The organism is Luteococcus sp. H101 (assembly GCF_038433155.1).
In the GTDB taxonomy this organism is placed as follows: domain Bacteria; phylum Actinomycetota; class Actinomycetes; order Propionibacteriales; family Propionibacteriaceae; genus Luteococcus.
The window spans coordinates 35,992-59,716 of sequence record NZ_JBCDMW010000013.1; the positions used below are offsets into that span (position 1 = coordinate 35,992).

Below are 23,725 nucleotides of genomic sequence, written 5' to 3' on the forward strand. Positions count from 1 at the left end.
CCTCCAGACGGTGGGTGGGGTCCGGGACAGCCTAGTCTTCCCGGCCGTCGGCTTCCTCCCAGGGGCCGATCGGGTTGCCGATCCAGCGGGTCTTGTCCGGCACGGACTCGCCGCGCATCACCAGGGAAACCGGCCCGACGGTGGCATGGCGGCCCAGGGTGGAGGCGGGCAGGATCACCGAGTTGGGGCCCAGGGTGGCGCCGGCCTTCAGGGTCACGGCGTCCATCGCCAGCACCCGGTCATGGAAGAGGTGGGTCTGCACCACGCAGCCCTGGTTCACGGTGGCGCCGTCGGCCAGGGTGATCAGGTCATGTTCGGGCAGCCAGTAGGTCTCGCACCACACCCCGCGCCCGATCCGGGCACCCATGGTGCGGAAGTACAGGTTCAGCACCGGGGTGCCGGGGACGTGCCGCAGCAGCCAGGGCACGGCGACGGACTCGACGAAGGCGTCGGCCAGCTCACCCCGCCAGACGAAGCCGGACCACAGCGGGTGCTCGGACCGCTTCCACCGGCCCACCAGCAGCCACTTGGCGGCCACGGCCACCCCGACCGCCACGGCGCCGCCGGCCAGCAGCACCAGCCCGGAGACGACGGCGGCCAGCAGCCAGCCGAACTCGTGGGCCACCCAGCACAGGATCGCGGCGCCGGCCAGGTGCAGCACCAGGTGGGCCAGCAGCGCCAGCACCCGGCAGCTCTCCACCAGGCCGCGGGCGATCCGCAGGCCCCGGCTGGGGGCATAGGTGCGGGAGGTGTCGGCGTCGCTGCTGACCCGGCGCAGCTTCTCCGGCGGAGACCCCACCCAGGAGGAACCGGCCTTGGCCTTCTTGCGTCGGGGCGCGGCGGACAGCACCGCCACCAGGGAACGCTTGGGCACCTTGCGGCCGGGGGCGGTCATCCCGGAGTTGCCGACGAAGGCGCCCTTGCCAATCTTCACCCGCTCGATCCGCAGCCATCCGCCCACCAGTTCGTAGCCGCCGATCAGGGTGTCGTCGGCCAGGAAGGAGCCGGCGCCGACGCTGGTCAGCGACGGGATCATCAGCACGGTGGAGGCCTCCGCGTCCTTGCCGATGTCGGCACCCAGTGCCCGCAGCCACCAGGTGGTGGCCGCGCCGGCATAGAGCGGGAAGAGCCAGGTGCGGGCCTCGTCCATCAGCCGCATGGTGGCCCAGGCCTGCAGCGCCTGCCGGCCCTGCACGGCGTGGTGCCCGGGGCGCAGCCCGACGCCGAGCAGCCGCACCCAGGCCCAGACCAGCAGGATCAGGGCGGCATAGCCGGCCAGACCGGCCAGCGGCAACCACCCGGCGGCGGTCCACAGGGCCTGGCCGACGGTGGTGGTGGCCGACATCGCCGGCCACGCGACGGCCGCCCCCGCCAGCACCGCCAGGATGGGCAGCAGGGAGATGCCGACGCCGGTCAGGGCGTACAGCGCGGTCCACACCGGACGGGCCGGGGGCCGCTCCTCCCAGGCGCCGCGGGCCTCGCCGATCCGCACCGCCGGGGAGCCGGACCAGCGCTCCCCGTCGGGCACCGCGCCGAAGACGCCGGAGCCGGGCGCGATCTCGGCCCCCCGCCCCACCCGGGCGCCGCCCAGCAGGGTGGACCGGGCGCCCACCCGGGCGTCGGGTCCCACCACCACGTGCCCCAGGTGCAGGGTGCCCCCGTCGATCCAGTGACCGGTCAGGTCCACCTCCGGCTCGATGGCGCAACCGTCGCCCAGCTCCAGGTGGCCGGTGACCGGCGGCATGGCGTGCAGGTCCACATAGCGGCCCACCCGGCATCCCAGCAGCCGGGCATACCAGCGGACCAGTCCGGCACCGGAGATCATCCCGGCGCCCAGCTCGTCCGCTACCCGCTCGGCCAGCCACAGCCGCAGGTGCACCTTGCCGCCGCGCGGGTACTGGCCGGGGGTGATCCCGGCCAGGATGGTCCGGGCGGCCAGCGCGGCCAGGGCCAGTCGACCGGCTGGCAGCACCAGCAGGGCCCAGCCCAGGGCCAGCGCCCACCAGGGGGCGACGGGCAGGGCAGTGACCGGCAGCTGCCAGCCGGCCACGCCGGCCAGGCGGCAGCCCAGGGCCAGCCAGAAGACCCACCGCAAGGCACTGATGGTGCGCAAGCCCAGCAGGGCCAGCAGCTGCCCGGCCTGGGTCTTGTGCGGCACCGGGTGGACCGGCTCGTTCAACCGGCCGGTGGGGGCGGTCAGGGAGCCCAGCCAGCCGGCGAAGCCACCGATGGTGGGGTGCTCGTAGACGTCGGCGACGGTGGCGGTGGGGTACTGCTCCCGCACCCGGGCGACGATCTGGGCCGCGGTCAGGGAGCCACCGCCCAGGGCGAAGAAGTCCTCATCGGGGGTGGTGGGGCGGCTGCCCAGCACGTCGCGCCAGATCTCGGCCACCCATCGGCCGGTCTCGCCCAGTGCCGAGTCATCGGCGTCGGTCTCCGGCAGCGGCCAGGGCAGGGCGTCGCGGTCGATCTTGCCGCTGGTGCGGGTGGGCAGGTCGTCGACGACGGCCAGCCGCGGCACCAGGGCGGCCGGCATGTCCGCCCGCAACCGCTCGAGGCTGGCGGCCCGATCGAAGGTCTGGTCCACACTCAGGTAGCCGACGATCAGCGCATTGCCGCTGGCGGTCTTGCGGACCGCGGCGGCCGCGCCCTGCACGCCGGGCAGTTGCAGCAGGGCGGAGTCGATCTCCCCCAGCTCGATCCGTCGACCACCCACCTTCACCTGGTCGTCGGCCCGGCCGCGGAAGAGCAGGCCGGCGGGGTCGTTGACCACCACGTCGCCGGAACGGTAGGCGCGCTCCCAGCCCAGGCTGGGCATCGGGGCGTACTTCTCGGCATCCTTGGCGGGGTCCAGGTAGCGGGCCAGCCCCACCCCGCCGATGATCAGCTCCCCCTCCTGTCCCTCGGGCACCGGATTGCCGTCGGCGTCCACCACGGCCAGGTCCCAGCCGTCCAGCGGCAGGCCGATCCGGACCGGCGGGGTGCCGTCCAGTTGGGCTGCGCAGGCGACGACGGTGGCTTCCGTGGGGCCATAGGTGTTCCACACCTCGCGGGTGGGGGTGGCGAAGCGGGCGCCCAGCTCAGGCGGGCACGCCTCGCCGCCGACGATCAGCAGGCGCACCCGCTCCAGGGCGTCGGCCGGCCACAGCGAGACCAGGGTGGGCACGGTGGACACGACGCTGATCTGGTTGGCGATCAGCCACGGCCCCAGGTCGACCCCGGACTTGACCAGGCTGCGGGGTGCGGGCACTAGGCAGGCGCCGTGCGCCCAGGCCAGCCACATCTCCTCGCAGCTGGCGTCGAAGGCGACGCTCAGGCCCGCCATCACCCGGTCCCCGGGGCCGATCTCCTGCCCCTGCAGGAAGAGCCGGGATTCGGCGTCGACGAAGGCGGCGGCGCTGCGGTGGCTGACCGCCACCCCCTTGGGCTTGCCGGTGGAGCCGGAGGTGAAGATCACCCAGCAGTCGTCCCCCAGCCGGGCGGTCTCGGCCGCCATCGGTTCCCGGGGCGCGGTGAGCCGGCTGCTGATCACCAGGTCGGTGCCCACCACGGCGGCAACGGCGGCCTCCTCGAAGACGGTGCGAGCCCGCTCGTCCGGGTCGTCGGCGTCCACCGGGACATAGGCGGCGCCGGCCAGCAGGATGCCCATGATGGCCACGTAGAGGTCCGCGGTGCCCGACGGCACCCGCACCCCGACCTTGTCCCCGCGGCCGATCCCCAGCGCGGCCAGCTGCGCCGCGAGGTCGGCGGCCGTCTCGTGGAAGTCGGCATAGGTCAGCTGTTGGCTGCCGGCATCCAGCGCGGGTTGGTCCCCGCAGGTCTCGACGGTCTCCAGGAAGACGTCAACCAGGGTCCGCGGGGTGGGTGCCAGGGCACCACGCCGCAGCGGGTCGTCGACGAGGGGTTGGGGAGGGTCGGCAAACTGGTCGGTCACCGGCGCAGTATCCCCAGCCAAGGTGAACAAGTCACGGCGGCTCGCCGAACACTCGGCTGGTGTCCCGTACCGGTCTCACCAAGCGGTCTGCAGGCGTCGGGCCGCGGCCCGGGAACCGGCGGCCCCGGCCATGCTGACCACCGGCACCCGCCCCAGCACCTGAGCGGCCAGGGTATTGACCTCAGCCAGCGTGACCGCCCGGATGTCGGTCAGCAGGTCCTCGATCCCGCGCCGGTCCCCCGCCAGCTCGGCGCCGCCCAGCCGGCTCATCCGGGCGCCGGGATTCTCGAAGTGCAGCACGGTCTGGCCCAGCAGCTGGCCCTTGGCGGCTGCCAGCTCGTCGGCGGTGATGCCGTGCTGGCGCACATCCGCGACAATCCGGTGCACCACGTCCAGGATCTCCGGGGTCCGCTCCGGCAGCGCCTGCCAGTCGATGGTGACCAGCCCGGCGTCCCGCCAGGCCGCCTCCGAACAGTCGATGGTGTAGGCCAGCGCCCGGCGTTCCCGCACCTCCTGGAAGAGCCGGGAGCTCATCCCGCCGCCCAGGGCGACGGCCAGCAGGCTGAGCGCCTCCCGGCGCGGGTCCAGGGTCCCGAAGCCGGGGAAGGCCAGCACCACCGAGGTCTGGGCCAGCTCATTGCTGCGCCGAAAGATCCGCGGCTCGGTGGCATGGTGGGCCGCCGGTCGCGCCACCTCGCCACCCGGGGACGGGGCCAGGGCGGCGTCGAATCCGGCCAGCCGGGCGCACAGGTCGTCGTGGTCCAGGTCACCCACCGCGCTGACCACCATCCGGTTGCTGGTGTAGTGCCGGCGCCAGAAGTCCGTGATCCGACGGGTGGGCATCCGCCGGATGGAGGTGGCCGAGCCGATCACCGTCGGCCCCAGCCGGCTGCCGGCGAAGAGCTTGCCGATCGCGCCCTCGATGGCCACCTCGCCCGGGTCGTCGTCGTGCATCGCGATCTCGTCCAGGATCACCTCCCGCTCGGTGGCGACGTCGGCGGGCCGGATCAGGGAGTTGGCCAGCATGTCGGTCAGCACGTCCAGCGCCACGTCGGCCTGGGAATGCAGCACCCGGGCGTGGAAGCAGGTGTACTCGCGGGTGGTGTAGGCATTCAGGTCCCCGCCGAAACGCTCGATCTCGGCCGAGATCTGCTCCGCATCCCGGCTGGGGGTGCCCTTGAACAGGACGTGTTCCAGGAAGTGGCTGCACCCGTGCTCGTCCGGGCTCTCGTCGCGGGAACCGACGCCGACGAAGACGCCCAGGTTGAAGGCCCGGGCGCCCGGGACCTGCTCGGTCACCACGCGCAGGCCGTGGGCCAGGGTGCTGCGACGAATGGGGTTCATGAATTCCTTGTCCGAATGCCCACGGCCACGCCACCGGGTGGTGGCGTGGCCGTGGACCGGGTTCAGTCGAGCGGGGTCACTCGGCGGCGGGAGCGTCCTCGGCGGGGGCCTCGGCGGCCTCCTCCTTCTTCTCCTCGACGACGGGGATCAGCGAGAGCTTGCCGCGCTCATCCACCTCGTTGATCTCCACCTGCAGCTTCTGGCCGACGCTCAGCACGTCCTCGACGGCCTCCACGCGCTGGTTGTTGTTCAGCGGCTTCAGCTTGGAGATGTGCAGCAGGCCATCCTTGCCGGGCAGCAGGCTGACGAAGGCACCGAAGGCGGTCAGCTTGACGACGGTGCCCAGGTAGCGCTCGCCCTTCTCCGGCATCGTCGGGTTGGCGATGCCATTGATCATGCTGCGGGCGGCCTCGGCGGACTCGCCATTGTCGGCACCGATGTAGATGGTGCCGTCGTCCTCGATGGAGATGTTGGCGCCGGTGTCCTCCTGGATCTGGTTGATCATCTTGCCCTTCGGGCCGATGACCTCACCGATCTTGTCCACCGGGATCTTGACGGTGATGATCCGCGGCGCGTACTGGTTCATCTCGTCGGGGCCGTCGATCGCCTCGCCCATGACCTCCAGCAGGGTGTGCCGGGCCTCGCGGGCCTGCAGCAGCGCACCGGCCAGCACGTCGGCCGGGATGCCGTTCAGCTTGGTGTCCAGCTGCAGGGCGGTGACGAACTCGCTGGTGCCGGTGACCTTGAAGTCCATGTCACCCAGCGCGTCCTCGGCACCCAGGATGTCGGTCAGCGCGACGTACTTGGTCTCGCCGTCGATCTGTTCGCTCATCAGGCCCATGGCGATGCCGGCGACGGGGGCCTTCAGCGGCACACCGGCGTTCAGCAGGGACATGGTGGAGGCGCAGACCGAGCCCATCGACGTGGAGCCGTTGGAGCCCAGCGCCTCGCTCACCTGGCGGATGGCGTAGGGGAACTCCTCGCGCGGCGGGATCACCGGCACCAGGGCGCGCTCGGCGAGCGCACCGTGGCCGATCTCGCGACGCTTCGGGGAGCCCACCCGGCCGGTCTCACCGGTGGAGTAGGGCGGGAAGTTGTAGTTGTGCATGTAGCGCTTGGTGGTCTCCGGGCTCAGAGTGTCCAGCTTCTGCTCCATGTCCAACATGTTCAGCGTGGAGACGCCCAGGATCTGGGTCTCGCCGCGCTGGAACAGGGCCGAGCCGTGCACCCGCGGGATCACGCCCACCTCGGCAGACAGGGTGCGGATGTCCCGCACGCCACGACCGTCGATCCGGACCTGCTCGGTCAGGGTGCGGTGCCGCACGATCTTCTTGGTCAGCGCCTTGAAGGCGGCCGAGACATCGGTGGGCTCCAGCTCGTCGTGTTCCTCGGTGACCCGCTGGCGCAGGGCGTGGGTGGCGTCGTCGCGCTCCTGCTTGCCGGCGATGGTCATCGCCTGGGCCAGCTCGTCCTTGACGGACTGGACGGCGGCGAAGGCCTCGTCGGAGTACTCGGCGAACACCGGGAAGTCGAAGGTCTCCTTGGGCAGCTGGGCGGCCAGCTCGGCCTGCGCATCGCACAGCGCCTTGATGAACGGCTTGGCGGCGTCCAGACCCTGGGCTACGACCTCCTCGGTGGGGGCGGTCTTGCCGGAGCGGACCAGCTCCCAGGTGGCCTCGGTGCCGCCGGCCTCCACCATCATGATGGCGACGTCACCGTCGGGCAGCACCCGCCCGGCGACGGCCATCCCGAAGGTGGCGTCCTTCATCTGCTCGACGGTGGGGAAGCACACCCACTGGTCGTCGATCAGGGCGACCCGCACGCCACCGATCGGGCCGCTGAACGGCAGGCCCGCGATCTGGGTGGACATGGAGGCAGCGTTAATCGTCAGGACGTCGTAGAAGACCTCCGGGTTGAGCGCCATCACGGTCACGACCACCTGGACCTCATTGCGCAGGCCCTTGACGAAGGACGGGCGCAGCGGCCGGTCGGTCAGGCGGGCGGCCAGGATGGCGCCCTCGCTGGGGCGGCCCTCGCGACGGAAGAAGCTGCCGGGGATGCGGCCGGCGGCGTACATCCGCTCCTCCACGTCCACGGTCAGCGGGAAGAAGTCGATGGAATCACGCGGGGTCTTCTGCGCGGTGGTGGCGCTCAGCAGCATGGTGTCGCCGTTGAGGTAGACGGCGGCGGCCCCATCGGCCTGCTGGGCCAGCAGACCGGCCTCGAACCGCACGGTGTGCTTGCCGTACTTGCCATTGTCGATGATGGCTTCTGCGAACTTGACGTCGGGTCCCTCCATGGGGACTCCTTTCTGTTGGTGCAGGAACACCCACACCCAAGGCAGCCTCGTGCTGCCGGCCGGGCTGTTGCCGGTCTTCGATCGAGGCTCGCGGGGTGGGCGTCGACGTGGACGCCCCACCCGAGAACCACTACCGAGGACCAGACGACGATGACCGACGGTCTGGGTGTTCTGCGGATACTTTCTCGAACTGTTCAGTTGTCTGTGGTGCCCAGCCTATCGAAGACCTCCGACAGAACCGGGATATGACGAGAGGGAGCGGCCCGAAAGGCCACTCCCCCTCACCCGATGACTGTGATCAGCGACGCAGACCCAGCCGCTTGATCAGCTCACGGTAGTGCTCGATGTCGTTCTTGGCGACGTAGTTGAGCAGGCGACGACGCTGACCAACCATCAGCATCAGGCCACGACGGCTGTGGTGATCGCCCTTGTGCTCCTTGAGGTGCTCGGTCAGGTGGGAGATCCGCTTGCTCAGCAGCGCGATCTGCACGTCGGGAGAGCCGGTGTCCCCGGGGGTGGTCGCGTACTCTTCGATGATCTTCTTCTTCTCGGCAGCGTCCATGACGATGCTCTCCTCTCGGTTTCCCGTTGCGCGGCGCCCCCGTGCCGGTGCAGTGGGGGCTCTTTGTGGGCCGCGGCCGATCAAACGGCAACGGTCAACGATAACAGCCCCGGGCGACGCCCGGCCAATCGAGCGGCCCCAACGCACGCCAACCATCAGGATCTGGCGCCGCTGGGAGTGACGTACCAGACCGTGGACCGATCCCCAGCTGGCCGGGCGCCGACTAGGGTTGGGGATGTCTACGACTGCACCACGAGGAGCCAGCCATGAGCAAAGTCACCGCCCGTCGCGCCGAACAGCGCGATCTGGAGAACCTGCGTGCCCACCAGCCTCGGCCCGACATCGACCTGGCCGGCCAGCGCTTCCAGGAGATGCAGAACGGGACGGGCATCTTCGCCGTGGCCGAGTACGACGGCCAGATCGTCGGCAGCGGCTTCCTGGACTTCATCGACGAGGCGCTCCAGCCCGAGGTGAAGAACCTGTGGATCTACCCCGAGCACCGCCGCCTCGGCGCGGCCCACACCCTGTGGACCTGGTTGGAGGAGCAGGCCCGCGAGGCCGGGCATGACGAGGTCTTCCTGTCCGTCGCCCCTGACAATGCCAAGGCCATCTCGCTCTTCCTGCAGCTGGGCTACGCCCCCACCGGTGACCACCTGATGATCGAGAACCCGTCCACCCACGTGGTGGCCGACCCGGACCAAGTCAGCGAGCACTACGCCATCTACAAGAAGAGCCTCCGCGCGTACTAGCTTTCAGCGGGCAGGCCGAGCACCTCGCGGGTGCGCTGGACGTCGGCATTCATCTGCACGATCAGCCCCTCGATCCCGGTGAAGGTGATCTGGCCACGCAGCCGGGCGACGAAGTCTACGGCGATCTCCACGCCGTAGAGCTCCAGGTCGGTCCGGTCCAGCACATAGGTCTCCACCCGTCGCTCCAGGCCCTGGAAGGTGGGATTGGAGCCGACGGAGATCGCCGCGGGCATCGGCTGATGGCCCTCGCCGTCCAGCCGGGTCAACCAGCCGGCGTAGACCCCGTCGGCGGGCACCGCCATCCCGGCGGGCACCGGCAGGTTGGCCGTCGGGAAGCCCAGGTCCCGGCCGCGCTGGTCACCCATCACCACCACGCCCTGCACCCGGAACATCCGGCCCAGATGCTTGGCCGCCAGCTCCACGTCGCCGGCATCCAGTGCGGTGCGGACCAGCGTGGAACAGGTGTTCTCCCCGTCCACCTGCACCAGCGGCATGGCATCCACCTGGAAGCGACCCTCCCCCAGCTGACGCAGGACCTCGACGGTGCCCTGGGCACGGTAGCCGAAGCGGAAGTTCTCCCCCACCACCACGTGTGACGGGTCCAGTGGGGCGATCACCCGGGCGACGAACTCGTCGGGGCTCCACGTGGACACGTCCCGGGTGAACTGCACGACGCGCACCTCGGCCGCACCGGCCTGCTTCAGCAGCCGGATCCGGTCATTGAGCCCGGTGAGCAGTTGGGGCGCCTTCTCCGGCCGCAGCACCTGCATCGGGTGCGGCCAGAAGGTGACCACCACCAGCTGCTGGTCCGGGGCCAGGGACTGGGCATGGCGCAGCACCTCGACGTGGCCGCTGTGCACACCGTCGAAATTGCCGATCACCACTACGGACTTGCTCACCGGTCACTGCCCCTGTCATGCACCACTGTCTGCACCACGCCCTCGGTGGCACCGGGAGGAGTCTAGTTCGCGCACCGGACGCGGTCACCTCGGCCCACGCACGGCGCCTAGCATCGCCCACATCATGCAGATCACACCAGCGGTACGGATGGGGCTCTCGGTCTCGGTGGCCACCGGCCTGTACGGAATCTCCTTCGGTGCGCTGAGCACCGCAGCCGGGCTGTCGGTGCTGCAGACCCAGGTGTTGAGCGCGCTGATGTTCACCGGCGGCTCGCAGTTCGCCTTCGTCGGCGCCATTGCCGGCGGCGGGGCCGCGGCCCTGGTCTCGGCCAGCCTGCTGGGGCTGCGCAACCTGATCTATGGCGCCCAGATGAATGCCGTCTTCCACCCCGCCGGGCCGGCCAAGGTGCTGCATGCGCACGTCACCATCGACGAGTCGGTGGCCACCGCAGTCGGACAGGACTCCTACGACGAGCAGCGTCGCGGCTTCTGGACGGCCGGCGTCGGGGTCTTCCTGCTGTGGAACCTGTTCACCCTGGTGGGGGCGTTGCTGGGCAATGCCCTGGGCGACCCGAAGGCCTGGGGACTGGACGGCGCCGCAGTGGCCGCCTTCCTGGGGCTGCTCTGGCCGCGGCTGCACAACCGGGACACGGTGGCCATCGGCGTGGCCGCCGCCTTCGTCACGCTGCTGCTGGCGCCGGTGCTCACCCCGGGGCTGCCGCTGCTGGTGGCCGCCGCCGTCGCGGCCGGCGTCAGCCTGGCGCTGGGCCGAAGGAGTGAGCGATGAGCCTGTGGGGATGGGTGCTTGCCGCCAGCCTGATCGGCCTGTTCACCAAGCTGGCCGGCTATCTGCTGCCCATCAGCTGGGTGGAGCAACCCCGGGTGATGCAGCTCACGTCGGCCATGACCATTGGGTTGCTCAGCTCCCTGGTGATGCTGAATGCCGTCGGCTCCGGACAGCACCTGGTGCTGGACGCGCGGCTGGTGGCGCTGGCGGTGGCCGCCGTCGCCCTGTGGCGTGGAGCGCCCTATCTGGCGGTGGTGGTGCTGGGCGCCGTCGCCGCGGCCCTGGCCCGGCTGGCGGGGATTGCCTGAGCCGGTCGACTCGGCAGGGACCCCTACCTCGTCGTCAGGCCCGACGCACCTCGGCCATGTCGGCCTCGAAGTCCAGCACCGCCCGGGTGGTGAGTTCGTCGTCGAACAGGTCCGCGATCACCGAGGGCGGCAGGGTGAAGACCCGGACACCCGCCCCGATCAGCTGCATCACCTGCTGGGCGCTCTTCACCGAGGCCGCCATCACCAGCGGGCCGCTGCCGTCCTGCGGCACGGCCTCGGTCATGGCCCGGATCTCGGCCAGGGCGTCCCGCCCGGCCAGGTTCATCCGGTTGAAGTAGGGAGCCAGGTAGCGCACGCCCAGCGCGGAGGCGACAGTGACCTGCTTGGCCGCGTAGACGGCGGTCATCAGCACCGGCACGCCCTGGGCGTGCAGCCGACTGATCACCGTCGCGCCCACCGGGGTCACGGGGATCTTCATGGTGGCGGTCGGCGCCAGCTCCCGCAGCCGCATGGCGGCGGCATACTGTTCCTCGACACTCTCGCCCCAGATCTGGAAGCAGACCTCGCGCTGGCCGTCTCCGGTGGCCCAGCGGGCCACCTCCGGCAGGTCGGTCAGACCGAGCCCGGCTCGCTTGAGCAGGGTGGGATTGGTGGTCACGCCGTGCGCGACGCCGGTGGACAGCCAGGGCTCAACCTCCGCCCGGACGGCCGAATCCACCAGGATCCGGACCGGCACTGGCTGGCCCGGGATGTGATCTTCGTGCATTGTTCCCTCTCCACAGAGTCAGTTGAGCATGGTCTGGCCGCCGGTCACAGGGATCGCCTGACCGGTCTCATAGGCCTGTTCGACGCAGTAGCAGATGGCCCGGACCACGTCGACGGGCAAGCAGCCTCGCCCCATCGGCACCTGACGCTCATAGTGGCGGCGCACGTCGTCAACGGTGGTGGCGCCGGGCACCTTGCCAGCCGCCAGATACTGGCGCAGCAGCCCGCGCTCCGGATCGGTCCACAATGGGCCATCCAAGTAGTTGCCGGGACAGACCGCGTTGACCTTGATGCCCTGGTCCACCAGCTCCAGCGCGAAGGACTGGGTCAGGCCGATCCCGCCGAACTTGCTGCCGGCATAGGCAGAGTTTCGCCTGGATCCAGTCAAGCCGGATTTGGAGTTCACCTCAATCACGTCGAACCAGCGTGGCACCCCCACCGCCGCGGCGCCGGCATGCTGTGCGGCCATCACCGGCGCCAACGCCCGCACCGCGACGAAGTAGCCGCGGTAGTTGACCCGGGTGACCAGGTCGAAGTCCTCCGGGGTCAGGTCGGTCACTGACCCAGCACGCACGACCCCGGCATTGCTGACCAGCAGGTCCACCCCGCCGAACTGGTCCAGCACCGCCCCGAGTGCCTCGTCGAAGGATTCCGGGGAGGCGACGTCCACGGCCACGGCCAGGGCCCAGCCGTCGCCGTGGCTGGCATTCAGCGCCTCTGCCGCGGCTTGGGCGCCGGCCAGGTTCACGTCGGCCAGCACCACGCGGCAGCCCAGTCCGGCCAGTTGCACCGCAATCTCCCGGCCAAATCCCTGGGCGGCGCCGGTGATCAGCGCCACTCTGCCACCCAGCCGGCCCTGCCCCATGCTGCGGTCGATCCGCCAGCGGCCGATGCCGGCCAGTTCCAGCTGACTGAAACCGACGCCAGCCACCTCAAGCTGACGGGCCAAGCCTTCGACGGCCTCCCGGCACGGCTCATCCGGGGCGGTGAGGCGGGGGCAAGAGCCGGTCGCGACGTCCTGCGCTCCGTCAGGCAGCACGGTGAGCACTGGCAGCCCAGTCCCCGCGGCCAACAGGCCCCGAAGCCAAGGCGCCCAGAGTCGGGCGGCGTCAGCATGACCGGACGCAGATGCGCCGAGGGACGGCCGGCCAGCGGCCGACCGTCCCAGCTGATTCCCGGACTGGGATGTGCTCATGCCTCAACCGAGAAGACGCTACCGATCCCCGGCTGCGGTGCGCCCTCGTCGCACCGGATGTGGATGGCCCCGGACAGGCTGGCCTCGGTGCCGCCGTCCACGTTCACGGTGAGGTGGCCCAGCCCGTTCAGGTTCTTCTGGGCCGCCTCCCCCACCGCGGTGATCGGGAAGCGCTGCCCGTCCACGACGAAGGTCTGGCCAACAGCCAGATCCGCGGTGGTCTGGTTCATCTCGATGATGAAGCAGTAGTCGGCCAGGGCCTCGGGGGCATTCTCCCCAAAGGTGACGAACAGGCCGTCAGCGATGAACGCACCGGCTTGGGAACCTGCGTCGGTGACGGTGGTGCGGTAGATCTCGGTCATGTCAGCTCCAAATCAGGAATAGAGGCCGATGCTGGCCAGCCAGGCGATCGCCACGCGCGGGACGCCGTTCAGGAAGCGGGAGTAGAGCACTGCGGGAACGCCCACCTCGACGGTCTCCGGATCCGCCTCGGCCAGGCCGAGACCAACGGGGATGAAGTCGCAGGCGTTCTGGGTGTTGATGGCGAACAGCGCGGGAAGGGCCAGGTGCGGGGCCACATTGCCCTTGCCGATCTCGACGCCGATCAGGGTACCGATGATCTGGCCAATCACCGCTCCCGGGCCCAGCAGGGGCGACAGGAAGGGGATCGAGCAGATGAAGCCCAGCGCCATCAGGCCCCAGCCGGAACCGGCCAGCGGGGTGAGGAAGCTGGTGAACCACTTGCCAAAGCCCGACGCGTTGATGATGCCGATCAGCATCGAGATGAAGGCCATGAAGGGCAGGATGGTGTTGATCATGGTCTGGATGGCGTCGCGGCCGGCCTGGTAGAAGATAGCGACCACCTTGCCGGCGCCCAGGCCAATCTTCATCATCAGCCCCTGCTTCTTCTGCTCTCGCAGGGTCTCGGTCACCTTCTTGTCCGCGCTGAACTTCGGGGCGCTGGCACCACCGGCAGCCGCAGCAGGGGCAGCCGCGGTGGGGGTGGCGCTCGGCGACTCGCCGGCCAGCCGCACCTGCTCGGGCCCGACGGCGGAGACATAGATGCCCTCGTGGATGAACTGGGCCAACGGCCCGGTCTTGCCGGTGTTGATGATGTTGATCGTCGGGATGTTCTTCTTGGGGTAGATGCCACAGCGCAGGGTTCCGCCGCAGTCGATGACCACCATGGCGATCTGGTCGTCGGGCACGGAGGTCTGGAAGCCGTTGACGGCCTCGCAACCGGTCAGCTCCACCAGCTTGTCGACGACGTCCGGCTTGCTGCCACCACCGACGATGTAGACGATCTTGTTCTTCTCAGGCGTCGGGGTGATGGTCAGCGGGCCGCCATAGCCACCCTGGCCCTTCTCCACGATGACGCTCTTGTACTCGCTCATGCGGACACCTTCACTTCGGAGCTGAGGGTGACGCCCTGCTGCTTGGCGACCCAGGGAGTGATGAAGTCGGTGACCCAGCCACCGAGGAAGTTGAGCACCAGGCCCACGATCAGGTAGCGGATGGCCAGCTCGGCACTGCTCAGACCCAGCTGCTCGACGCCCTTGGCGATGCCCAGCCAGATGAACAGCTCACCGGCATTGATGTGCGGGAAGATGCCGCTGGAGGTGTGGCAGAACTGCGCGCCAGAGGCGTAGAAGCTGGGCTTGTACTTCTCCGGCAGGAAACGGCCCAGGGTGAAGCCCATCGGGTTGGCCAGCATGAAGAAGCCCAGGAAGGGCAGGATCAGGTAGCGGCTAACGGGGTTGCCGGCGGCCCGCCGGGCGACGGCATTGATCCGGTCCTCACCGATCATCTGGATGAGCGAGTTCATGGCGATCAGCAGCATCAGCACGAGCGGCACGATGCCGGTCATCCAACTGATGAAGGTCTCGCCTCCGGCGCGGAACAGCCCAATGAACCATTCGGCTGCGTGGGTGAAGAAGTCCACGATTCTTCCTTTCGGGTGGTCTGGTGGGCAGTCAGGCGAATGCCTGCTGCTTGCGACGGGTGAAGAGCTTGGTGATGGGGCCGGGGGGCTCCGGGGGGATCCGCCCCTCGGAGACCAACAGGAAGTTGTCCCGGGCATTGACGATGGCGGCCCGCAGGCTGCTGCTGAGCTCCCGGTGCTGGGTGGCGTCGACATCGCGCATCGTCTGACCGTCGAAGGTGGTCAGACGGCGGAAGCGGGAGAAGACCGTTACTCCGCTGAGCCGAGTGGCCTCCACGATCCGGTCCTGCTCGTCCAGCAGGAACATCACGATGGCGCCGCTCAGCACCAGGTTCTTCTGCTTGCCGATGGCCACTCGGCCGCGGCGCCGCAGCGCTCCGAAGGTACGGGCATAGCTGTTGGCCTGGCGCAGTGCCAAGACGGTCTGGATGACGTAGAAGACGCCAAAGGCGATGATGATTGGCCAGAACATGTCACATTCCTTGGGTGTGGTCTCGGAGGTCCTCGAGGAGCCCGAGGAGGTCGGCATAGGAGGTGATGGTGCAGAGCTGATCCATCAGGCGGGGATTGGTGCCCACCCGGATCAGCTCCTCGTAGGTGCGGATGAGGAGTTGGTCGTCGTAGTTCTCCTTCTCCGGGACCGCCATCAGGAAGACGACGGAGGCGGGGCGATCATCGCTGGCGGGCACGATCCCCAGGGCGGAGGTGACCGCCTGGATCCCGGGCGAGCTGGCGTGCGGAAAGGCCAGCCGGTCACCGATCAGCACGGGCTCGGTCTCGGCGAGCCGTTCGGCCATCGTGTCCAGGAAGGTCTCGTCCACCTCCCCCAAGTCGCTCAGGTGGTGGGCCAGTCGGTTGGCTGCTTCGTCGTGGCCACAGCCGGCGGGCAGAGTGACCACCCGATCCGCGGAGAGCAGCAGCACCAGCATGGAGCCGCCGATGGTGTCACCGATCAACGAGCCGAAGTCCGCAAAATGCAGCCGGGACAGCCGGTTGATCAGCTCACCCCGGTCGAACAGGGCGGACAGCTCAATGGTGGGAATCCGGGTCACCAAGTCAGTGCCCGGCGAGGTGACCAGCAGGTCGATCCGTTTCGCTGCGGCGTCCTCCGCGCTGGCCACGGGAAGATACTCGGTGGCAACGGTGATCGCCCGTTCCAATTGCCCCTTGAGCAGGCTGGCGGCAGCCGGTCCGCGCCTGGTGTGGATCCCGATCCGGAAGGGGCGACGGTTCAGGCGCTCAGCATTGTTCAGGAAGACCTGGAAGTAGGTGGCCGTCAAGGAGAGCTCGGAGTCGTCCATGCGCAGGCCAGTGCGTTCCCGGACCACCTCGGCGGCCACCTCGGCCATCCGGACCGCCAGCGGGAAGCTCTCCCGCAATTCCGGGATGTCGGCCTCGGTGTCCACCCTCAGCCCGAAGCGCAGCCGGTTCACCATGAAGCCGACGTGCTGGCTGAACTCGGCCAACAGGTCCTGGGGCTGGACGTCGACGTCGAGGCTCTCCCGGATCCGGGCGAACATCGCGGAGACCAGCTGGCTGTTCTCCTCACCGCTGACCCGGGACGACGGCCCGGTACCCACCGGTGTGCGTCGGCCCGAGGCGGGGATTGCCAAGTAGGCCACCTCGGCCTCCGGGAGCTGCTCCCCCGTCACGGCCTGGACCCGCCTGGCCAGCCGAGCGGCGAAGACGTGGGCCTCGGTTCGGTCCAGCTGGGCGAGGTCCTGGGTCAGTTCCTCCAGCGGGTGCCCGGCCATGCGTCGGTCCAGGGCCACGGTCAGCCAGCGGGAGACCTCCATGGCCACGGCCTCGTCGAAGTCGGATTCACGACAGGTCTCGTCCAGAACATCGAGCAGCGCGGAACCAAGCGGATATGTGCCGTAGGCCTGACGGTAGGCATGTCGCAGCACCGCCAGCCGGACCGCCAGTTCCTCACCCTGGAGCTGCAGACCGACGTGGGGTCGCCCCTCCACTTGGACGTCCATCGGCTGCAGCAGTCGACGCAGTGCGGCAACGTCGGCCGTCACCGTCGTGCGCCCGACGTTCATACCGCGGGCCAGCGTTTCGATCCGGACGGGGACGGGGCTGAGCACCAACTGGGCCAGAATGTGTGCCACCCGGTGCTGGGGATCGTTGAAGGAGTCCCGGATGCCGGTGACCTGGCGGCGGGATTCCTCGAAGGACAGGGTGTCCAGCACCCGCAGCCGGTATCGGCCGTTGACCAGCCGGACCTGGGCGCCGCCCGCCAGCAGCTGGTTCAGGCTGGCCACCTCATTGGCCACGGTTCGGGAACCGACGCCGAGCAGCCGCTCCAGCTGTTCGGGAGCAACCGACAGGCTGGTCTCGAGCTGGTGCAGGATGATGGCGGGCCGCTGCATCGTTTCCCCCTTCGTTGGTGGTGGAAGGAACGCTAGATCAGCCGATGTGGAATAGTCCCGTCTGAATCAACCGCTGCTCTGCGCGGACCGACGCAAAGCTCCGACATCGGCAGCCGATCACCCTCGAAGAGGAGGACAATGCGCCAAGGTGAGGTCACCATTGGGGTCACCGGGGGTGTGCATGCCCGGATGGCCCTCCGGCTGGCACGGGTCGTCGAGGCCCACAGCAGTTCGGTCTTCCTGTTGACTCCGCGGCCGGTCAGCCTGGCCAGGGTCTTCGACGTGATGGAGCTGGGCCTGGAGCAGGGGGCAAGCGTCACCGTCGTCGCCGACGGGCGTGACGAGCAGGCTGCCCTGACAGCCGTGCTGGAACTGCTCCGCTCCGGAGAGTAGCTCAGGCCAGCACGGCGATCGGGCGAGCGATGGACGGATCCTCCTCGTCGGGGCGGTAGAGGGCCAGCAGCTCGCCGTCGGGCGCCAGCACCCCGGTGGGACTGCCGGGCACCATCAGGCCCCGCAGGCTCCGTCCGAAGCCGACGTCGCGTGCCTGGTCCTCGTCCAGTTGGACGACGGGGAAACTCAGCCGCGCCGCCTCGGCCATCCCCAACAGCTGCGGCCGGTCGTCGCATTCAAGATCAACCACGGGCAGGTCGACCAGGTTGTAGCCGCCAATCCGGGTGCGACGCAGCGCGGTCAGATGCCCCCCAACCCCCAGAGCCGCACCAAGATCACGGGCCAGTGCCCGGATGTAGGTGCCCGAACTGGCCTCCACCTCGACGTCGACATCCAGGCCACGGGTGCCGTCAGCAAGATCAACCTGCCGCAGGCCCAGCACCTCGTAGCGCGTGATGGTCACCTCCCGGCTCTTGAGCTCCACCTGCTCCCCGTCGCGGACCAGCTTGTAGGCGCGCTGCCCGTTGACCTTGATCGCGCTGACTGAGCTGGGCACCTGCTGGATCACCCCACGGAAGGCGGGCAGCTCGGCCTCCACCAGTTCCCGGGTCAGGTGCCCGGCGTCGGCTCCCCCGCTGGGTTCGCCCTCCGCGTCGTCAGTGGTGGTGGACTGCCCCAGCCGGATGGTGGCCTCGTAGCGCTTGTCGTGCAGCGCCAGGTGGCCCAGCAGTCGGGTCGCCCGGTTGACCCCGATGATCAACACCCCGGTGGCCATCGGGTCCAGGGTGCCGGCGTGGCCCACCTTGCGGGTCCCCATCAGCCGACGCACCCGCCCCACCACCTGGTGGGAGGTCCAGCCCTGGGGCTTGTCGCAGATCAGCAGGCCGGAGTCGCTAGCAGAGGTCATGGGGTCCATTGTCGCCGACGTTTACACGGCGAGGGAAAAGCAGCGGACGCTTGCCCCTGCCGGCGGCCCCGGCAGCGCTGTTAGCGTCGGACCCATGACGCAGACCAGCCAGCAGATCATCTCCGACGCGGTCGCCCAGGCCCACGACACCCGAGTTGTGGAGGTGGGCCGTGACATCCTGCAGCACAGCGGCCAGATCATCACCGACGCCCTGGGGATGGACCAGCCCTTCCAGTTGATCGCCGACGAGCGGACCTGGGCCGTCGCCGGTCAGCAGGTGCAAGATCAGCTCTCCTTGGTGGGCGCCGACGTGGTGCTCCCGCTGGTCTACCCGGCGACGCCCTACCTCTACGCCTCCTATGACCACTGCCAGGAGATCCGCGAATCCCTGACCGCGCACGATGCACTGGGCGTCGCGATTGGCTCCGGAACCCTGAACGACCTGGTCAAGCTGGCCTCCGGCGAGCTGGAGCAGCCCTATGCCGTGGTCGGCACCGCCGCCAGCATGGACGGCTACACCGGCTTCGGTGCCCCGATGGAGACCGACGGGGTCAAGATCACCATGCCCTGCCCCGCCCCCACCGTCGTGATCTTCGACCTGGACGTGGCGGCCACCGCCCCGGCGTCGATGACCGCCAGCGGCTATGGCGACCTGTCCGCCAAGATCCCGGCCGGCGCGGACTGGATCCTGGCCGACGCCGCCGGCGTCGACCCCATTGACCCGGAGGCCTGGCGGCTGGTGCAGACCGGGGTGCGTGACGCCCTGTCCCAGCCCCAGCGGCTGGCCGCCGGATCCCCCGACGCCTACCAGGGCCTGGTGGACGGCCTGGTGCTGTCCGGCCTGGCGATGCAGGTCAATGGCGGAACCCGGCCCGCCTCCGGCGCCGAGCACTACTTCAGCCACCTGTGGGAGCTGGCCCATCTGGGCGCCGACCTGCAGCCCCCGCTTTCGCACGGCGCTAAGGTGGCGATCGGGACCCTGGCGATGCTGGGCTTCTACGAGCGCTTCATGGCCCGGGACCTGGGCCGTCTGGACATCGACGCCGCGGTGACGGCCTGGCCCAGCTGGGATGAGGTGGTGGCCGACATCGAGCGGGTCTCCACCGGCGCCCTGGTGCAGCGGGGAATCGAGCAGACGAAGGAGAAGTACGTCGACGCCGACGGACTGCGCCAGCGGCTGCAGCGGCTGGTGGACTCCTGGCCCGACACCCAACGTCGCCTGGCGGACCAGCTGATACCCGCCGCCGAGCTGAAGGACATGCTGACCCGCGCCGGTGCCCCGTCCAGGCCGGAGGACATCGGCCTGACCGCGGCCGACGTCAAGGCCACGTTCCCGAAGGCGATGTACTACCGCTCCCGCTACACCGTGCTGGACGTCGCCCGGGAGGCAGGCTGGTTCGACGGCCTGGTCGACGAGACCTTCGCCCCCGGCGGCCTCTGGGGCTGACGGCCACTACCCCAGCCGGGCGCGCGGGCGGCGAAGGAGCCGATGCGCTCGCCCGGCACAGGTGGCAGCGAGCGCAGCGGCTTCCGCGCCTTACTGGGGGTCCACGGGGGCGGAGCCCCCGTGCGCGTCGTCGTCGTGCTTGTACGGGTCCGCCTCGCCGGCGAAGGTCTTGCCCTCGCGCTGCTTGGCCAGTTCGGCGTCACCGGCCTGGGCCCGGGCCAGCAGGTCCTCGATGGCCGCGGCGGCCTCCGGCGTCGCGTCGGGGATGAAGGCGATGCTGGGGGCGAAGCGCAGGCCCAGCTTCTTGCCGATGGTGGAACGGATCAGGCCCTTGGCGGACTCCAGGGCCGCGGCGGTGCCACCCGTCTCCTCCTCGCTTAGCACGGTGTAGAAGACCGTCGCCTCGCGGGAGTCGCCGGTGAGCCGCACGTCGGTGACGGTGACGAAGCCCAGGCGCGGGTCCTTGATTCTGCGTTCCAGCATTTCGGCCGTGATCATCTTGATCTGGTCGGCCAGTTTCGCCACACGAGGGTTGGTCATGGTGGCTCCCTTCGGTTGTGTTGGAACAGCGCCGTGGGCGGCACCCCCTCTGCAGGAGGTCACCGCCCACGGTACTGCGTTGCGTTGGATCAGTCGCGCGGCTTCTCGACCATCTCGTAGGTCTCGACCATGTCGCCCACCTGGATGTCGTTGTAGTTCGCGAGCGTCAGACCACACTCGAAGCCCTCGCGGACCTCCGTGACGTCGTCCTTCTCGCGTCGCAGCGACGCGATGCTGGTCTCCCGGACCACGACGCCGTCGCGGACCAGGCGAGCCTTGGCATTGCGCTTGATCGTGCCGTTGCTGATCATGCAGCCTGCGATGTTGCCGAACTTGGAGCTGCGGAAGATCTCGCGGATCTCCGCGGTACCCATCGCCTTCTCCTCGTAGATCGGCTTGAGCATGCCCTTGAGCGCGGCCTCGATCTCGTCGATCGCGTCGTAGATGACCGAGTAGTAGCGCACGTCGACATTCTCGTTGTCCGCCATCTTGGCGGCGTGCGGCGTGGGCCGCACGTTGAAGCCGATGATGACGGCCTTGGAGGCGGCGGCCAGCGAGACATTCGTCTCGGTGATGGCACCGACACCACGGTCGATCACGCGCAGATCCACCTCGTCGCCGACGTCGATCTTGCTCAGGGCGTCCTCCAGGGCCTCGACGGAACCAGCGCCGTCGCCCTTGAGGATGAGCAGCAGCTCCTGCGTCTCGCCCTTCTCCAGCTGCTCGAACAGCTGGTCCAGGGTCTTGCGTCGCGAGCCCTTGGCCTGCGCGGCGGCCCGCATCCGAGCCTCCCGCTTGTCCGCGATCTGGCGAGCCATCCGGTCGTCGTCGACGACCAGGAAGTTGTCGCCCGCGCCGGGAACCGACGTCAGGCCGAGCACCTGGACCGGCATCGAGGGCGGAGCCTCGGTGACATTCTCACCCTTGTCGTTGATCATGGCGCGGACACGGCCATGGGCCGATCCGGCGACGATCGAATCGCCCTTCTTCAGGGTGCCGCGCTGGATCAGCACGGTGGCAACCGGGCCACGGCCCTGGTCCAGGTGAGCCTCGATGGCCACGCCCTGGGCGGGCATGTCCGGGTTGGCACGCAGGTCCAGCTCGGCGTCGGCGGTCAGCACGATCGCCTCCAGCAGGTCCTCCAGACCGGTCTTGGCCGTGGCGGAGACGTCCACGAACATGGTCTCGCCGCCGTACTCCTCCGGCACCAGACCGTACTCGGTGAGCTGGCCGCGGACCTTGGTCGGATCGGCATCCGGCTTGTCAACCTTGTTGACCGCAACCACCACGGGCAGCTCGGCCGCCTTGGCGTGGTTGAGGGCCTCGATGGTCTGCGGCATCACACCGTCATCGGCGGCCACGACGAGCACCGCGATGTCGGTGGCCTTGGCGCCACGGGCACGCATCGCCGTGAAGGCCTCGTGACCGGGGGTGTCGATGAAGGTGATCTTGCGATCCACCTCGTCGACGGTGGTCTCCACCTGGTAGGCACCGATGGCCTGGGTGATGCCACCGGCCTCGCCGCCCTGCACATTGGCGTGGCGCAGCGCGTCCAGCAGCTTCGTCTTGCCGTGGTCGACGTGACCCATGACGGTGACGGCCGGGGGACGCGGGAACAGGTCCTCGTCGTCGCCGTCGTCCTCACCGAATTCCAGGTCAAAGCCCGCGAGCAGTTCGCGGTCCTCGTCCTCGGGCGAGACGACCTCGATCTTGTAGTTCAGTTCGGCACCGAGCACCTCGAGGGTGTCATCGGCCACCGACTGGGTGGCCGTGACCATCTCACCGAGGTTGAACAAGACCTGCACCAGCTGTGCCGGCTCGACGTTGATCTTCTCGGCCAGGTCCGTCAGCGAGGCGCCACGGCGCAGGCGAACGGTCTGGCCGTCGCCCTGCCTGATGCGCACGCCGCCAATCGACGGCGCCTCCATCTCATTGAACTCTTGCCTGCGCTGCTTCTTGCTCTTGCGCCCACGACGGGACTGTCCGCCGCGGCCAAAGGCACCCTGGGTGCCGGAGCCACCGCGGCCACCGCGGCCACCGCGGCCACCGCCACCGGGCGGGCCACCGGGGCCACCACCCATGCCGGGACGGCCACCGCCGCCGGGGCCACCACCGGGACGGCCGCGGCCGGGTCCACCACCGGGACGGCCACCGCGAGCGGGGGCGCCGACGGCGGCATTCTGCTGCTTGGGCATCATCGCCGGGTTGGGCCGGGGCATGCCGGGCAGGCCACCGGTGCCACCGGGACGAGGCATCCGGTCACCCGACGGAGCGCCCGGACGGGGCGCGCCGGAACGGCCGGCCGCGGGTGCACCGGGGCGCGGGGCACCGCCACCCTGGCCCTCGGGGCGGGGACGTCGGGCGCCCATGCCCTGCGGGCCGTAGGGGCTGTTGCCGGGCCGGGGTGCGCCACCGGGGCGACGCGGACCGGGCGTTGCACCGCCGGGGGCGCTGCTGGGCAGGCCTGCGGTTCCGCCCGGGCGGGGCGTGCTGGGACGAGCCTGCTGGCCGGGGCGCGGAGCCCCGGGGCGCGGCGCACTGCCACCGGTGGCCGCCGCACCGGGACGCGGGGCACCGGGGCGCGGGCCGCGGGCGGGCGGCGTGTTGCTGGTGATCGGGCCGGAACCCGTCGGCGCGGAGGCACCGGCCGCTGGGGAGGCGGGGCGTGGACCGGGGCGGCTCTGACCCTGCTGGGCCTGCTGACCGGGACGCGGAGCACCGGGGCGGGCACCCGGGGTGGCCTGCGGGCCGGGCTTGCTGGCCTGCGGAGCCGGGGTGGCCGCCTTCGCCTCGGGCTGGCTGGCCTGCGGGGCCTCGGCCTGCGGGGTCTGCGGGGCCTCGGCCTGCGGCTGCGGGGCCGGGGCGGCCGCGGCGGGCTTCGGCGCGGGGCCGCTGGGCCGCGGCGCCTGGCCGGGCTTGGGCGCATTGCCCGCGGGGCGCGGGCTGGGGCTGGCAGGACGCGGCGCCGAGGACGGCTTGGCGGGCTGGCCCGCACCGGAATCACTGTCCAGCTTGTCGCGCAGCCGTCGTACGACGGGCGCTTCGATGGTGGACGACGCGGAGCGAACGAATTCGCCCATGTCGTTCAGCGTCTTGAGGACGTCTTTGCTTTCGAGTCCGAGCTCCTTTGCGAGCTCGTAGACACGGACCTTGGCCACTACTCTCCTTCAGGTCCGGGCCTATTCGCGGCTACCGGACCAGTTAGTTGGTGTTGATGCTCATTGGTGATTACTCATCGAGTGGTCATGAGCGTTAGCCCACTTTCTGGTTCGCCCTCTCCGCTGTGGAGGGGGCCGGTTGGTAGATCCGTCACGGGGA

The 23,725-nt window shown here is 69.7% G+C and carries 20 protein-coding genes; 5 read left to right on the top strand and 15 right to left on the bottom strand.

All coding sequences use genetic code 11. The features are described from left to right. Positions 1-31 precede the first annotated feature (31 nt). The 4 genes from AAEX60_RS04560 to rpsO all read right to left on the bottom strand — a co-directional run bounded on the left by AAEX60_RS04560 (position 32) and on the right by rpsO (position 8,139). Entirely contained in the window at positions 32-3,934 is a 3,903-nt protein-coding gene (locus AAEX60_RS04560) for a Pls/PosA family non-ribosomal peptide synthetase (RefSeq protein ID WP_342101522.1), read from the bottom strand. A gap of 75 nt (positions 3,935-4,009) precedes the next feature. After that, positions 4,010-5,278, bottom strand: coding sequence for a M16 family metallopeptidase (locus AAEX60_RS04565; protein ID WP_342101523.1), 1,269 nt, complete (start codon positions 5,276-5,278; stop codon positions 4,010-4,012). 76 nt (positions 5,279-5,354) lie between these two features. Then, entirely contained in the window at positions 5,355-7,577 is a 2,223-nt protein-coding gene (locus AAEX60_RS04570; RefSeq protein ID WP_342101524.1) for a polyribonucleotide nucleotidyltransferase, read from the bottom strand. Between the two features lie 298 nt (positions 7,578-7,875). Further along, a complete protein-coding gene (rpsO, locus tag AAEX60_RS04575) occupies positions 7,876-8,139 on the bottom strand; it encodes a 30S ribosomal protein S15 (RefSeq protein ID WP_446721262.1) in 264 nt (87 codons plus the stop codon). A 266-nt stretch (positions 8,140-8,405) separates the two neighbouring features. Here rpsO and AAEX60_RS04580 point away from each other — a divergent pair, with 266 nt between their 5' ends. Then, positions 8,406-8,888, top strand: a complete 483-nt coding sequence (locus AAEX60_RS04580; protein WP_342101525.1) for a GNAT family N-acetyltransferase — start codon at positions 8,406-8,408, stop codon at positions 8,886-8,888. Here the strand turns inward: AAEX60_RS04580 and AAEX60_RS04585 are convergent. After that, entirely contained in the window at positions 8,885-9,787 is a 903-nt protein-coding gene (locus tag AAEX60_RS04585) for a bifunctional riboflavin kinase/FAD synthetase (protein WP_342101528.1), read from the bottom strand. The genes AAEX60_RS04580 and AAEX60_RS04585 overlap by 4 nt on opposite strands. A gap of 124 nt (positions 9,788-9,911) precedes the next feature. Between AAEX60_RS04585 and AAEX60_RS04590 the strand changes: the two genes are divergently transcribed. Together AAEX60_RS04590 and AAEX60_RS04595 are read left to right on the top strand one after the other, a co-directional pair. Beyond that, positions 9,912-10,574 (top strand): AzlC family ABC transporter permease, encoded by a 663-nt coding sequence (locus AAEX60_RS04590; protein WP_342101529.1) that lies wholly within the window; start codon positions 9,912-9,914, stop codon positions 10,572-10,574. Then, on the top strand, positions 10,571-10,882 hold the full coding sequence (locus AAEX60_RS04595; protein WP_342101530.1) for an AzlD domain-containing protein: 312 nt from the start codon (positions 10,571-10,573) through the stop codon (positions 10,880-10,882). Before AAEX60_RS04590 ends, AAEX60_RS04595 begins: the two co-directional genes overlap by 4 nt. Positions 10,883-10,916: 34 nt before the next feature. Here AAEX60_RS04595 and AAEX60_RS04600 read toward each other — a convergent pair whose 3' ends face one another. The 7 genes from AAEX60_RS04600 to AAEX60_RS04630 form a co-directional block, all read right to left on the bottom strand. After that, on the bottom strand, positions 10,917-11,609 hold the full coding sequence (locus AAEX60_RS04600) for a transaldolase family protein (RefSeq protein ID WP_342101532.1): 693 nt from the start codon (positions 11,607-11,609) through the stop codon (positions 10,917-10,919). 18 nt (positions 11,610-11,627) lie between these two features. Continuing rightward, positions 11,628-12,557 carry an SDR family NAD(P)-dependent oxidoreductase gene (locus tag AAEX60_RS04605; RefSeq protein ID WP_342101534.1) on the bottom strand — a complete coding sequence of 310 codons (930 nt, stop codon included), beginning with the start codon at positions 12,555-12,557 and terminating at the stop codon, positions 11,628-11,630. A 242-nt stretch (positions 12,558-12,799) separates the two neighbouring features. After that, positions 12,800-13,165 carry a PTS glucitol/sorbitol transporter subunit IIA gene (locus AAEX60_RS04610; RefSeq protein ID WP_342101536.1) on the bottom strand — a complete coding sequence of 122 codons (366 nt, stop codon included), beginning with the start codon at positions 13,163-13,165 and terminating at the stop codon, positions 12,800-12,802. Positions 13,166-13,177: 12 nt separating this feature from the next. After that, positions 13,178-14,197, bottom strand: coding sequence for a PTS glucitol/sorbitol transporter subunit IIB (srlE, locus tag AAEX60_RS04615; RefSeq protein WP_342101537.1), 1,020 nt, complete (start codon positions 14,195-14,197; stop codon positions 13,178-13,180). Beyond that, positions 14,194-14,745, bottom strand: a complete 552-nt coding sequence (srlA, locus tag AAEX60_RS04620) for a PTS glucitol/sorbitol transporter subunit IIC (RefSeq protein WP_342101538.1) — start codon at positions 14,743-14,745, stop codon at positions 14,194-14,196. The genes srlE and srlA overlap by 4 nt, the downstream gene beginning before the upstream one ends. Positions 14,746-14,776: 31 nt before the next feature. Next, positions 14,777-15,217 carry a transcriptional regulator GutM gene (locus tag AAEX60_RS04625; protein ID WP_342101539.1) on the bottom strand — a complete coding sequence of 147 codons (441 nt, stop codon included), beginning with the start codon at positions 15,215-15,217 and terminating at the stop codon, positions 14,777-14,779. 1 nt (position 15,218) lies between these two features. Beyond that, complete coding sequence (locus AAEX60_RS04630) at positions 15,219-17,120, bottom strand: BglG family transcription antiterminator (RefSeq protein ID WP_342101541.1); 1,902 nt, start codon at positions 17,118-17,120, stop codon at positions 15,219-15,221. Between the two features lie 138 nt (positions 17,121-17,258). Here AAEX60_RS04630 and AAEX60_RS04635 point away from each other — a divergent pair, with 138 nt between their 5' ends. Then, a complete protein-coding gene (locus AAEX60_RS04635) occupies positions 17,259-17,513 on the top strand; it encodes an HPr family phosphocarrier protein (protein WP_342101543.1) in 255 nt (84 codons plus the stop codon). A gap of 1 nt (position 17,514) precedes the next feature. On the opposite strand, the gene truB is transcribed toward AAEX60_RS04635, so the two are convergent. Next, positions 17,515-18,420 (bottom strand): tRNA pseudouridine(55) synthase TruB, encoded by a 906-nt coding sequence (gene truB / locus AAEX60_RS04640; RefSeq protein WP_342101544.1) that lies wholly within the window; start codon positions 18,418-18,420, stop codon positions 17,515-17,517. A gap of 94 nt (positions 18,421-18,514) precedes the next feature. On the opposite strand from truB, the gene AAEX60_RS04645 reads away from it, so the two are divergent. Then, positions 18,515-19,867, top strand: coding sequence for a sn-glycerol-1-phosphate dehydrogenase (locus tag AAEX60_RS04645; RefSeq protein ID WP_342101545.1), 1,353 nt, complete (start codon positions 18,515-18,517; stop codon positions 19,865-19,867). Positions 19,868-19,957: 90 nt separating this feature from the next. Here AAEX60_RS04645 and rbfA read toward each other — a convergent pair whose 3' ends face one another. Further along, positions 19,958-20,407 carry a 30S ribosome-binding factor RbfA gene (rbfA, locus tag AAEX60_RS04650; RefSeq protein WP_342101546.1) on the bottom strand — a complete coding sequence of 150 codons (450 nt, stop codon included), beginning with the start codon at positions 20,405-20,407 and terminating at the stop codon, positions 19,958-19,960. An 89-nt stretch (positions 20,408-20,496) separates the two neighbouring features. Then, on the bottom strand, positions 20,497-23,565 hold the full coding sequence (gene infB / locus AAEX60_RS04655) for a translation initiation factor IF-2 (protein WP_342101548.1): 3,069 nt from the start codon (positions 23,563-23,565) through the stop codon (positions 20,497-20,499). Positions 23,566-23,725 lie beyond the last annotated feature (160 nt).